This is a genomic window from Bradyrhizobium sp. SZCCHNR1043, from assembly GCF_032489675.1.
GTDB lineage: Bacteria > Pseudomonadota > Alphaproteobacteria > Rhizobiales > Xanthobacteraceae > Bradyrhizobium.
Window position 1 is genome coordinate 105447 of sequence record NZ_JAUEYN010000001.1, and the last position, 12721, is coordinate 118167.

The window sequence follows — 12721 nt, forward strand, 5'->3', positions numbered from 1 at the left end:
GATGTCGCTGATCCAGGAGGCACGCGCGCGGGACAGCATGCTGGTAGGCGGCGCCGCACGGCAGCCGGCCGCATGGTCGGCCACCGAGCAGCCCTGGGCATGGGTGGTCGCGGCGCTGCTGCTGATCATGCCGCTGATCGCCAACGGCTTCTTCCTGATCGAGATCTTCGGCACCACCCTGATCCTCGGCACCATCGCGCTGAGCCTGATGTTCCTCGCCGGCTATGGCGGCATGGTCAGCCTGATGCAGCTGACCATTGCGGGCTTTGCCGGCTACATGGTTGCCGTGTTCGGCGTCAGCGGCAACGCCAATATCAGCCTGGGCTGGCCTTGGTGGCTGGCGACGCCCATGGCGCTGGTGCTTGCGGTGCTGTTCGGCACGCTCGGCGGCGCGCTCGCCGTGCGTACCGAGGGCATCTACACCATCATGATCACGCTCGCGATCGGCGCCGCGTTCTACTACTTCACCAACCAGAACTGGGCGATCTTCAACGGCCACACCGGCATCAATACGATTGCGACGCCGCATTTTCTCGGCGTCGATTGGCGCATGGACATCGCGTTCTATTACCTGACGCTCGCGGTGGCCGCGCTGTGCTATTTCGCCGTGCTCTATCTGTCGCGCGCGCTATTCGGCCTGGCGCTGCAGGGCGTACGCGACAATCCCAGGCGCATGGCGGCGCTCGGCTTCAACGTCAATGCACATCGCATCGCTGCATATGCGTTCGCGGCCCTGATCGCCGGCATGGGCGGCGTGCTGCAGGTCTGGAACTATCGGCAGATCTCGCCCGGATCGGTCGCGGTCGAGCGCTGCATCGACATTCTCATCGTCGCCGTCGTCGGCGGCATCACCCGGCCGGTCGGGCCGTATATCGGCGCCTTCGTCTTCGTCATCCTGCGCACCTTTGCGCTCGACTTCCTGGTCAAGGTCGGGCTCGACGGCAACCGGTTCCGGCTGCTGATCGGGCTCGGCTTCCTCGCCATCGTCTTCTGGTCGTCCGATGGCGTCATCGGCCTGTATGAGCGCTGGCGGCGTCGCGGCCGGCCTACGGAGAAGCAGCCCCGTCCGGGAGGGCACGGCCATGGATAGGGTGGCGGACCGGCTCTCGGCGCTGGGCTCGACTGCAGCCCTCGAACTGCGCGGCGTGACGCGGATGTTCGGCGCGCTGACCGCGCTCACTGACGTGACCATCACCGTTCGCCCCGGTGAGCGGCGCGCGGTGCTGGGCTCGAATGGTGCCGGCAAGACCACCCTGTTCAACTGCGTCACCGGTGACTTCCTGCCGACCTCCGGCACGATCCGCTTCTTCGGCGAGGACATCACCACCTTTCCGCCCTATGAGCGAATCCGCCGCGGGCTGCGCCGCACCTACCAGATCTCGGCACTGTTCCTTGGCCTCTCTGTCCGCGACAATGTCTACCTGGCCTGCCGCGGCGTCTCGCGCGCGCGGTTTTCCATGCTGCGACCCAGCGTCAACGATGCACTGATGCAGGCGACCGAACGCCTGATCGAGGCGGTGCATCTGACGTCCGTGCGCGATCAATTGGTGTCGGAGCTGGCCCATGGCCAGCAGCGCCAGCTCGAGATCGCGCTGGCGCTCGCCGGTGCGCCGCGCTTCATCCTGTTCGACGAGCCGGCGGCGGGCCTGTCGCCGACCGAGCGGCGCGAGCTGGTCGAGATCCTGACGTCACTGCCGCCGCATATCGGCTACATCATCATCGAGCACGACATGGACGTAGCGCTGCGCGTCGTCGAGAGCGTGACGATGATGCACAACGGCCGCATCTTCAAGGAGGGCGCGCCGCAGGAGATCGAATCTGATCCGGAGGTGCAGGAGCTCTATCTCGGAGGCGGTCATGAATGACATCCGCCGCTCCGCGCCTGCGCTCGAGGTCCGCGGCCTCGACGTGTACTACGGCCATTCGCATGCGCTGCAGGGCGTCGATCTCCGGCTCGACAGCGGCGTGTTCTCGCTGGTCGGCCGCAACGGCATGGGCAAGACGACGCTGTGCAAGGCCATCATGGGCCTGCTGCGGCCGTCCGGCGGCACGGTGCGTCTGCGCGGCAATGATATCACCGGGCTCAATCCGGCGCGTATCGCGCGGCTCGGCGTCGGCTATGTGCCGCAGGGGCGGCGTCTGTGGCGCTCGCTCAGCGTCGACGAGCACCTGCGCCTGGCAGCGGGCCAGCGCCGCGGCGCCTGGACCGTCGAGCGCGTCTACGAGACATTTCCGCGCCTCGCCGAGCGGCGCAACAATGGCGGCGGCCAGTTGTCGGGCGGCGAGCAGCAGATGCTGGCGATCTCGCGCGCGCTGCTGACCAATCCGCAGCTCCTGATCATGGACGAGCCGACAGAGGGCTTGGCGCCGGTCATCGTCGCCCAGGTCGAGGAGATGCTGATACGGCTCGGCCAGGACGGCGACATGGCGGTCCTCGTGATCGAACAGAACATCGGCGTCGCCACGGCGATCTCGCCGCGCGTGGCCATCATGGTCAACGGCCGCATCAACCGCATCATCGACTCGGCCCGGCTCGCCGCCGATCGCGAGCTGCAGCAGCGTCTGCTCGGCGTCGGCCAGCATGCCGGCGACGAGACCGATCTCGGGACGGGAGGGGTTCAGGAGGTGCCCGTCGCAGGTGCGGCGGTGTCAACGACGCCGAAAGCTGCGCCCGTCAAGGTTTACGTCTCTAATCCCGTGCTGCCGACGCGCTGGTCGCAGCCGGTGCCGATCGCGCAGATCGAGGCCAAGGCGCGCACGCTGTCCACCAGTGTGACCCGGCTCGACGAGGCAACTCGCCAGAGTCGCGAGGGCGCCGTGTCGATCGCGGCGGGCCCGCCGGCGGTGATCGTGGTCGGCACGCTCGACACCAAGGGTGACGAGCTGCGCTTCATCCGCGACATCGTCGCGGGCCACGGCCTGCGCACCCGACTTGTCGATGTCTCCACCAGCGGACGGCACGCGAGCTGCGACGTCTCGGCCCAGGAGGTCGCACTCAATCATCCCCGCGGCGGCTCCGCCGTGTTCGGCCCCGATCGCGGCGCATCGGTCACCGCGATGGCAGAAGCTTTCGCACGTTGGCTGCGGCGGCAGGACAACGTAGCCGGCATCATCTCGGCCGGAGGGTCTGGGGGCACATCGCTGGTCGCGCCGGGAATGCGCGACCTGCCGGTCGGTGTACCGAAATTGATCATCTCCTCTGTCGCATCCGGTGACGTCGGCGCCTATGTCGGGCCGGCCGACATCGCGATGATGTACTCGGTCACCGACGTCCAAGGACTCAATTCGATTTCGCGCGCGGTGCTGAGCAATGGCGCGCATGCGCTTGCCGGCATGGTGACGGCGCGCGAGCAGCAGTCCGCCGTCGCTGACCGCACCCGACCGCAACGTCCCGCCATCGGCATCACCATGTTCGGCGTGACTACGCCGGCGGTGCAGAAGCTCACGGCCGAGCTGCGCGACGACTACGAGTGCCTGGTCTTCCACGCCACCGGCGTCGGCGGCCGCTCGATGGAGAAGCTGGTCGAGTCCGGCATGCTCGCCGGCGTGATCGATCTCACCACGACCGAGGTCTGCGACCTGCTGATGGGCGGTGTGTTTCCGGCCATCGAGGATCGCTTCGGCGCCATCATCCGCAGCCGCGTGCCCTATGTCGGCTCGGTCGGCGCGCTCGACATGGTGAATTTCGGCGCGCCCGAGACCATTCCCGAGCGCTATCGCGGCCGCAAGTTTCACGTCCACAACCCGCAGGTCACCTTGATGCGGACGACGGCGGTGGAGAACGCGCAGATGGGGCGCTGGATCGGCGAGCGGCTCAATCGCATGGACGGGCCGGTCCGGTTCTTCCTGCCCGAGAAGGGCGTCTCGGCGCTCGATGCGCCGGGCCAGCCGTTCTTCGATCGCGAGGCGGACGAGGCGCTGTTCCGCAGCCTCGAACAGACCGTGCGGCAGACCTCGAGCCGGCGCCTGATCCGCGTGCCGCATCACATCAACGACAATGAGTTCGCAGCAGTGGTCGTCGGCGCCATCAGGCCGATGCTCGGGCGACTGCCGGCGCGGCGCAGACAGGCGAGGTGAGGGGATGGCGAGATATGAGCGCGCACCGCTGCTGAAGAAGTTTCGCGACATGGTGCGCCGTGGTGTGCCGATCATCGGCGGCGGCGCCGGCACCGGCCTGTCGGCCAAATGCGAGGAGGCCGGCGGCATCGACCTGATCGTGATCTACAATTCCGGTCGCTATCGCATGGCCGGCCGCGGCTCGCTCGCCGGGCTGATGGCCTATGGCGACGCCAATGCGATCGTCGTCGAGATGGCGAGCGAGGTGCTGCCGGTGGTGAAGTCCACGCCAGTGCTGGCGGGCGTCAACGGCACCGACCCGTTCCGTGACATGGATGTCTTCCTCGATGAGCTGAAGACGCTCGGCTTCTCCGGCGTGCAGAACTTTCCGACCGTTGGCCTGATCGACGGCACCTTCCGCGCCAATCTGGAGGAAACCGGCATTTCCTACGCGCTGGAGATCGACATGATCGGGCGCGCCCATGACAAGGACCTGCTGACGACGCCCTACGTGTTCAACGAGGCCCAGGCCGCGGGCATGGCGATCGCCGGCGCCGACATCATCGTCTGCCATCTCGGTCTCACCACGGGCGGCTCGATCGGCGCGCAGACCGCGCCCAAGCTCGATGACTGCCCCGGCCTGATCGATAGCTGGGCCTCGGCTGCGCTCAGCGTCAACCCGGAGATCCTGGTGCTGGCGCATGGCGGCCCGATCGCCGAGCCGGCCGATGCCGACTTCATCATGAAGCATACGAAGAATTGCCACGGCTTCTACGGCGCCTCCTCGATGGAACGGCTGCCGGTGGAGCGGGCGCTGACGGAGCAGGTGCGACATTTCAAGGCGATCAGCTCGCGGCCACGCCGCGTCTGAGGCGACAACACGAGATTCGGCAGCAACGGTGCGCGGCGCGGCGCTCGCCGGACGGGAGACCGAGGGAGGAATGAGATGTCCGGGGTTCTGGTTGGTGAGCTGATCCTTTGGCTGATCGTCGCGATCGTCGTCATCGTGGTCGCCGTCTACATCGTCAACTGGCTGTATCATCGCTCCTCGAAGGAGGTCTCCTTCGTCCGCACCGGCTTCATGGGGGAGCGCGTCGTGATCAATGGGGGCGCCTTCGTGCTGCCGTTCATCCACGACTATACGCCGGTCAACATGAACGTTCTGCCGATGGGCATCACGCGTGCGCGGCAGGACGCCGTCATCACGCGCGACCGGATGCGGGTCGACGTCGAGGCCGATTTTTACGTTCGCGTTCAGCCGACCCGCGAGGCCGTGTCGATCGCGGCGGCGACGCTTGGCCGCCGCACCCTCGAGCCGGAAAAATTGCACGCGTTGCTGTCCGGAAAGTTCATCTCCGCCGTGCGCGCGGTCGCCGCGGAGATGACCATGGAGCAGATGCACGAGCAGCGCGGCGACTACGTCTCGCGCGTCAAAGCGGCGGCCGCCGAGGCGCTGGCCCAGAACGGCCTCGAGCTGGAATCGGTCGCGATCACCGATCTCGACCAGACCGATCTCGAATTCTTCAACCCCTCGAACCGGTTCGACGCCGAGGGCTTGACACGGCTGATGGAGGACATCGAAAGCAAGCGCAAGCTGCGCAACGACATCGAGCAGGACTCGATGATCAAGATCCGCACCCGCAATCTCGAAGCCGAGCGCGAGGCGCTGGAGATCGAGCGGGAGAGCGAGACGGCACGGCTGGAGCAGGAGCGCGATATCGAGATGCGCCGTGCCTTGCAGCGGACGGAGGTCGCGCGCGAGCGCGCGCTGCGTGAGACCGAGGCTGAGCAGGCACAGATCATGGCACGGGAGGCGATCGAGAAGTCCCGCATCGCCAACGAGCTGACGATTGCGGAGGCGCGGATCGCGGCCGAGCGCGACACGCGGCAGCGCGAGATCGAGCGCACGCGCGCTGTCGAGGAGCGCGAGCTGCTGGCGCGCGAGGACATCGAGAAGGCGCGGATCGCCAACCAGCGCGCGATCGATGCCGCGCGCATCGAATCCGAGCGGGAGGTGCGCCAGCGCGACATCGAGCGGACGCGTACCATCGAGGAGGCCGAGATTGCGGCGCGCGAGGCAGTGGAGAAGGCGCGGATCCAGCAGGATCGCGTGGTCTCGGATGCGCGCATCGCCAACGACGAGGAGACGCGCCGCCGCGAGATCGAGCGAACCCGCGCGATCGAGGAGGCGGAGATCGCGGCGCGCGAGGCGACCGAGAAGGCGCGGATCGCGCAGACCATGATCGTCAATCTGGAGCGCATCAGCTCCGACGAGCGGACGCGCGCCACCGAGATCGCCCAGGTGCGCAACATCCAGGAGGCCGAGATCGCGGCGCAGAAGGCGGTCGAAGCCGCGCGCATTGCGCGTGAGCAGGTGCTGTCCGCAGAGCGCATCGCCGCCGAGCATGCCACGCGCAAGCTGGAGATCGAGCGCAACCAGGGCATCGAGATCGCCGGCATTGCCGCGCGCGAGGCGACGGAAGCCAGCCGCATCGCGCAGGAGGAACGGGTGCGTGCGCTGGAGATCGCGCGCATCCGGACCATCGAGGAGGCCGACATCGCCTCGCGCGAGGCGATCGAGGCGGCCCGTATCGCGCAGGAGCAGGCAGTCGCCGAGAAGCGCATCCGCTCGGAGAAGGAGACGCGGAGCCTGGAGATCCAGCGCACCGAGGCCGTCGAAGCCGCGGATTTGAAGCGGCGCGAGGCCGTGGAGCGGCGCCGCATCGAGGTCGAGCTGGCGCTGGAGGCTGAGCGCATCGCCTCGTCGCGGACGCGCGAGGTGCTGAACATCGATCAGAAGAAAGCGATCGAGCTCGCCGACGAGATCAGGGTGATCGAGCTCGCCGCCAAGCGCGCTGAGCGCATCGATGCCGATCGGCAGGTCAGGGAAGCCGAGATCGTCGCGCGCAAGCAGGTCGAGACTGCGGACGTGTCGCGCGAACAGGCGCTGGAGGCTGTCCGGCTGGAGCGCCGCCGCGCCATCGAGCAGCTCGAGGTCGCGCGTGTGCAGTCGCTGCAGGAGGCCGAGATCGCCGCCCGCGAGGAGGTCGAGCGCGCGCGCATCGCCTCCGATCGCGGTCTCGACGAGGCCCGCATCGGCCGCGAGCGCGAGCTGCGCAAGCTCGAAGTGAACCGCGAGAAGGACGTCGAGACGGCGCTGATGGAGAAGGCGATCGCGCTGTATCAGAAGTCTCTGGAGGAATCCGCGGCCAAGGTCGCCGCCGAGGAGGCGCGCACGCGTGCCACCGAGGCAACGGAAAAAGTGATCACTGCGCGCGAGAGCGAGATCGCCCGCCGGCGCAAGACCGTGGAGGTGATGATTGCCGAAAAGCAGGCGGAGGAGACCCGGATCGCCGCCGAGGCCGAGCGGGTCCGCGCGGCTGTCGAGGCGGAAGCACAGAAGCTGCTCAACGAGGCCGAGAATGTGCTGACCGACCAGGCGCGCTACTCGCTGTTCCGGCGCAAGCTGCTCGACCGCATCGAGGGTATCGTGCGCGAGAGCGTCAAGCCGATGGAGAAGATCGAGGGCATCCGGATCCTCCAGGTCGACGGCCTGAACGGCAATGGCGGCAACGGCAATGGGGGCCGCAGCGCTACCGACGAGGTGATCGACTCCGCGCTGCGCTACCGTGTCCAGGCGCCGCTGATCGACTCCATCCTCTCCGACATCGGCGTCGAGGGCGGCAGCCTTGCCAAGATGCCGGGCTTGATCCGCGAAGCCAGGGACATGCAGGGCATCCGGAAAGAGACCGCGGCGCGCAAGGACGCAGAGGGAAGCGGAGGGGGGGACGCCAGCCCAACCGAACCGCCGGCCGACCGCGGTCCGCGCAAAAAGGGGTGAGGCACCATGGCGAGGGTCTACGTCTCCACCGTCGTGAGCGCCCGCAACGATCGGGTGTGGGCGCGCGTCCGCGACTTCAACGGCTTGCCGAACTGGCATCCGGCGATTGCGGAGAGCCGGATCGAGGGCGGTGAGCCCGCCGACAAGATCGGCTGTGTCAGGGATTTCCGCTTACGCAATGGCGACCGCATCCGCGAGAAGCTGCTCGGCCTGTCCGACTACGACATGTTCTGCACCTATTCGATCCTGGAATCGCCGATGGGTGTGTCGAACTACGTGGCGACCTTGCGGCTGACCCCGGTCACGGATGGCGACAAGACCTTCCTGGAATGGACCGCCGAGTTCGACTGCGCGCCCGAGCGCGAGGCCGATCTGATCGCTTCGATCGGCGGCGGCGTGTTCCAGGGCGGCTTCGATGCCCTCAAGCGCGCGTTCGGAGGCTAGGCCGTGCCGCACGTCGTCAAGAGCACGATCATCGATGCGCCGACAGAAATCGTGTGGAATGTGCTGCGCGACTTCAACGGCCATGATCGCTGGCATCCGGCGGTGGCGACGTCCGCGATCGAGCGCGCGCAAGCCTCCGACAAGATCGGCTGTGTTAGGCGTTTTCGCCTCAAGGACGGCTCCGAGCTGCGCGAGCAATTGCTGGCGCTGTCCGATCTCGAACAGAGCTTCAGCTACTGCCTGCTCGATACGCCGATCCAGCTGTTCAACTACGTCGCCCATGTCCGGCTGCTGCCGGTCACCGACGGTGACCGCACCTTCTGGCACTGGGAGAGCCGGTTCACGACGCGGCCCGAGCAGTCCGAGGCGCTGACGCGCATGGTGGCAGAGGACATCTACCAGGCCGGCTTCGAGGCGATCCGATCGCATCTGAAGCAGGCGGCATGAGCAAGAGGTGAACCGATGCCGGTCACGGTGAAGACGTTTCAGGCGGTGAGCGAGGCGGCCTCGGTGCTGTCGTCGGATCGCGCCGCGCGCTATCTCGGCGGCGGCACGCTGGTCATGCGCGATCTCAACGAAGGCGACGTCTCGATCGCCACCGTGATCCGCGCCACCGATCGCGCGCTGCAGAGCATCGACGCCACGGGCGGGCGCATCCGGATCGGCGCCGGCGTTACCTTCGCCCGCGTTCTGGCCGAGCGCGAGCTGTCCTTCCTGCATCCGGCGGCGCGCTCGATCGGCGGCCCGGCGGTTCGCAACATGGGGACCGTCGGCGGCAATCTGTTCGCGCCGGCGCCGTTCGGCGACTTCACGGTGGCGCTGCTGGCGCTCGACGGCATGGTCTCGCTGCAGGGCGGCTTTGGCGTCCGGGAGATGCCGATCGAGGATTTCCTGCAATCGCGCGACCGCCAGGGTGCTGCGCTGGTGGTCGCCGTGTCCTGCATCAGGCCGGCGTCATCGGATGCGTTCCGCTATCGCAAGATCGCGCGCATCAAGCCGAAGGGCGGATCGGTGGTCACGCTCGCGGCGCATCTTCCACAGAGCGGCGGTCGCGTGACCGGCGCGCGGATCGCGCTGGGATCGATGGCGCCGACCGCTGTTCGCGCCAAGGCCGCTGAGCGCGCGCTCGAAGGCCGGCCGCTCGATGCCGGCGCGATCAGCGCCGCCGCTGCTGCGGCAGCCGAGGGAACGGCACCTACGGACAATTCGCTGGCGAGCGCGTGGTATCGCCGCGAGGTGGTCGGCGTGCATCTGCGGCGGCTGCTGTCGGGACAGGAGAGCTAGACCATGGCCAAGACCCCACTTCAGTTCCGGCACAATGCTTGCGACGTCGCGCTGTTCGTCGACGGCGGCACCAATCTCCTGGTCGTGCTGCGCGAGATGATCGGCGACGTCACGCCGAAATTCGGCTGCGGTCAGGGCGGCTGCGGCGCCTGCACCGTGCTGATCGACGGCGACGCGCATCTGTCGTGTCTGACGCTCGCCGAAGCCGTCGAGGGCCGCGCGGTCGAGACGCTCGACGGTATCAAGAGCGGTCCGACCCTGCATCCGCTGCAGCGCGCTTTCGCCGAGGGGTTTGCCGCGCAATGCGGCTATTGCACGCCGGGCATGCTGATGGCGGCCAAGGCGCTGCTGGACAAGATCCCGCAGCCGAGCCGCGAGCAGGTGGTGGAGGCGATCTCCGGCAACATCTGCCGCTGCACCGGCTACGAGCCGATCATCAATGCGGTGCTGGCGGCAGCCGCGTCGCTGCGCGCGAGCGCCTGAGGGGAGATCGCCATGCTGGAACTGCGCAAGGACATCTTCGCCGACGAGCGCGACGACAATCTCAACGAGGTCGGCAAGGGCACGCAGCGCCAGGACATGCTGGGCCACGTCACGGGGACCTCGACCTATTTCAATGACCACAAGCTGCAAGGCATGCTGCACCTGAGGGTCGTGAGGTCGACGCAGCCGCATGCGCGGCTGCGTCGCATCGACACCGGCGAGGCCGAGCGAAGCGACGGCGTGCGGCGGATCATCAGGGGCGGCGACGTGCCGCGCAACCTCAACACGCTGCTCAGCCTGATCAATTTCGGCAAGGACGATGAGCCGACGCTCGCCGTCGATAAGGTCCGCTACAAGGGCGAGCCGATCGTTGCCGTGGTCGCTGACACGCCGCGCGCCGCAGCCGAGGCGGCTGCCAAGGTGCGGGTGGACTACGAGAGCTTGCCGGCCGTGTTCGATGTCGAGGAGGCGTTGAGACCGGGCGCGCCTGTTGTCAACGAGACCTATCCGAAGAACACGTTCACCTATCACGAGCGCTACGATCACCAGAAGCTGCGCTTCGGAGATGTCGAGCGCGGCTTTGCGCAGGCCGACCATGTGCTGGAGCAGCGCTACCAGATGTCGCCGATCGAGCATGCGCCGGTCGAGACCAACGGCTCGATCGCCGCGCCCGACACCAACGGCCGCTATGTCGTCTACACCTCCACCCAGGCGCTGTTCTTCTCGCTCGACACCTGCGCCAAGATCCTCGACCTGCCGTCCAACACCTTCCACTTCATCGGCGGCACCGTCGGCGGCGGCTTCGGCGGCAAGGTCGACACGCTGACCGAGCCGCTCGCCATTCTCGCTGCGATGTTGACGGGGCGCCCGGTGCGCTACGTGCTCGGGCGAGAGGAAGAGATGCAGTTCGGGCCGCCCCGCGGCGCCGAACGCATCTACGTCAAGGACGGCGTGATGCGCGACGGCCGCATCGTCGCGCGCCAGATCCGCGCCTATTTCGACTCGGGCGCCTACACGCGGCTGTCGAGCTACGCGGTGGTCAAATGCGCCGCGCACCTGCCCGGTCCCTACACGATCCCGAACGTCCATGGCGACATCTACTGCGTCTACACCAACCGCACGCCGGCCACCGCGATGCGCGGCTTTGGCATCACGGGCATGGACTTCGCGCTCGAATGCCAGATGGACAAGCTCGCGCATCTGATCGGCATGGACCCGATGGAATTCCGCATCCTCAACGCCTATCGCGACGGCGACATGAAGGCGCATCGCCGCGAGGCCAAGAACACGGCGCTGATCGAATGCGTGCAGGTCGCGGCCGAGAAGGCCAAATGGCCGATCCGCGAGGAGTTCCGCCGCATGTCATCGCGCAAGGATGGCGGCGGAACGCGGGCGGCTGTTCCCTCCACGCCACGTGAGCCGGTGAGCGCGCGGCCTGCGCCGGCGCAGCAGCGCACGAGCTACGACCGAGGGCTTCCAGTTTCTCCACCTCCAGAGCCGCCGTCACCACCCCCACAGAGCCCGGCACCGGCTCCCGCACACGGCGCGACGCGGTTCTCGTCGGTATTCGGCACGAGGAGGCGCTGAAATGACGAGGCACCGCGGCCGCGGCATGGCGGCGATCAACTATCCCATCGGCATGAATCTCGGCGGCGATCCGAGCCAAGCGCTGGTGCATTCCAATCCCAGCGGCAAGTTCACGGTGGCGCTGTCGTCGATCGATCTCGGGCAGGGCATGAAGTCGGTCACGCGGCAGATCTGCGCCGAGACGCTCGGCGTGCCGGTCGAGGACGTTTATGTCGACACCGCCGATTCCGACACCGGGCCGCACTGCATGGGCTCGTTCGCCTCGCGCGGCACCCATCGCGTCGGCAATGCCGTCATGGCGGCGGCCAGGGAGGCGCGCGGCGTCATGATGGAGGCAGCGGCCGAGGAGCTCGAGGTCAACGCCAGCGATCTCGAAACCGACGGCCGCGGCAACATCCACGTCAAGGGCGCGCCGCATCGCTCGATCTCGGTCAAGGACGTCGCCATCGCCGCCCAGTTCCGACAGGGCAAGACCATCTCCGGTCGCGGCATCTTCCTGGTGCCGTTGTCGGACGTCGATCCCGAGACCGGCGAGATGTCGCCGGCCACCTGCTACGCGCATGCGTGCCTCGTCGCGGAGGTCGAGGTCGATGACGAGACCGGTGAGGTCGGTGTGGTCAGGATGGACAGCGCCTATGAGCTGGGACGTGCGCTCAATCCGCGTCTGGTCGAGCAGCAACTGGTCGGCGGCGCCTGGATGGGCATGAGCCATGCACTCTATGAGACGACCGAGCCGTATTATCCCGATCCCAAACAAGGGCCGCGCGACTTCGTCGAATATCTGATGCCGGGACCCGGCGACATCTGTCCGCACGACATCGCCGTGCTGGAACGCCCCGCGCCGGACGGCCCGTTCGGCGGCAAGGGGCCGGGTGAGATGTGCGCCAATCCGGTGCTGCCCGCGATCGCGAATGCGATCTTCAATGCGGTGGGCGTGCGAATCGATGAGCTGCCGATCACGCCGGAGAAGGTGCTGCGCGCGATCAAGGCTCAGGGCGGCGCGCGGCCGCAGACGCGGCGGTGAAA

At 67.5% G+C, this 12721-nt stretch carries 11 protein-coding genes; all 11 read left to right on the forward strand.

The window, feature by feature from the left end; translation table 11 throughout:
* The first annotated feature begins 1 nt into the window (after position 1).
* The 11 genes from QX039_RS00300 to QX039_RS00350 all read left to right on the forward strand — a co-directional run bounded on the left by QX039_RS00300 (position 2) and on the right by QX039_RS00350 (position 12719).
* Complete coding sequence (locus QX039_RS00300; RefSeq protein ID WP_409998899.1) at positions 2 to 1090, forward strand: branched-chain amino acid ABC transporter permease; 1089 nt, start codon at positions 2 to 4, stop codon at positions 1088 to 1090.
* Positions 1083 to 1865: an ABC transporter ATP-binding protein gene (locus QX039_RS00305; protein ID WP_315739527.1), complete on the forward strand. Its 783-nt coding sequence runs from the start codon at positions 1083 to 1085 to the stop codon at positions 1863 to 1865. Before QX039_RS00300 ends, QX039_RS00305 begins: the two co-directional genes overlap by 8 nt.
* On the forward strand, positions 1858 to 4077 hold the full coding sequence (locus QX039_RS00310; RefSeq protein WP_315739528.1) for an ABC transporter permease: 2220 nt from the start codon (positions 1858 to 1860) through the stop codon (positions 4075 to 4077). Before QX039_RS00305 ends, QX039_RS00310 begins: the two co-directional genes overlap by 8 nt.
* Positions 4078 to 4081: 4 nt before the next feature.
* Positions 4082 to 4927 (forward strand): phosphoenolpyruvate hydrolase family protein, encoded by an 846-nt coding sequence (locus QX039_RS00315; RefSeq protein WP_315739529.1) that lies wholly within the window; start codon positions 4082 to 4084, stop codon positions 4925 to 4927.
* Positions 4928 to 5002: 75 nt separating this feature from the next.
* Positions 5003 to 7897 carry a flotillin family protein gene (locus QX039_RS00320; protein WP_315739530.1) on the forward strand — a complete coding sequence of 965 codons (2895 nt, stop codon included), beginning with the start codon at positions 5003 to 5005 and terminating at the stop codon, positions 7895 to 7897.
* A gap of 6 nt (positions 7898 to 7903) precedes the next feature.
* Complete coding sequence (locus QX039_RS00325; protein ID WP_315739531.1) at positions 7904 to 8341, forward strand: SRPBCC family protein; 438 nt, start codon at positions 7904 to 7906, stop codon at positions 8339 to 8341.
* 3 nt (positions 8342 to 8344) lie between these two features.
* Complete coding sequence (locus QX039_RS00330; RefSeq protein ID WP_315739532.1) at positions 8345 to 8788, forward strand: SRPBCC family protein; 444 nt, start codon at positions 8345 to 8347, stop codon at positions 8786 to 8788.
* Positions 8789 to 8803: 15 nt separating this feature from the next.
* The gene (locus QX039_RS00335) at positions 8804 to 9625 is read left to right on the forward strand and encodes an FAD binding domain-containing protein (RefSeq protein ID WP_315739533.1); all 822 of its coding nucleotides are present in this window, start codon (positions 8804 to 8806) and stop codon (positions 9623 to 9625) included.
* A 3-nt stretch (positions 9626 to 9628) separates the two neighbouring features.
* Positions 9629 to 10108 (forward strand): (2Fe-2S)-binding protein, encoded by a 480-nt coding sequence (locus QX039_RS00340; protein WP_315739535.1) that lies wholly within the window; start codon positions 9629 to 9631, stop codon positions 10106 to 10108.
* Between the two features lie 12 nt (positions 10109 to 10120).
* Positions 10121 to 11695, forward strand: coding sequence for a xanthine dehydrogenase family protein molybdopterin-binding subunit (locus QX039_RS00345; RefSeq protein WP_315739536.1), 1575 nt, complete (start codon positions 10121 to 10123; stop codon positions 11693 to 11695).
* A gap of 1 nt (position 11696) precedes the next feature.
* Positions 11697 to 12719 (forward strand): xanthine dehydrogenase family protein molybdopterin-binding subunit, encoded by a 1023-nt coding sequence (locus QX039_RS00350; RefSeq protein ID WP_315739537.1) that lies wholly within the window; start codon positions 11697 to 11699, stop codon positions 12717 to 12719.
* Positions 12720 to 12721: the final 2 nt, after the last annotated feature.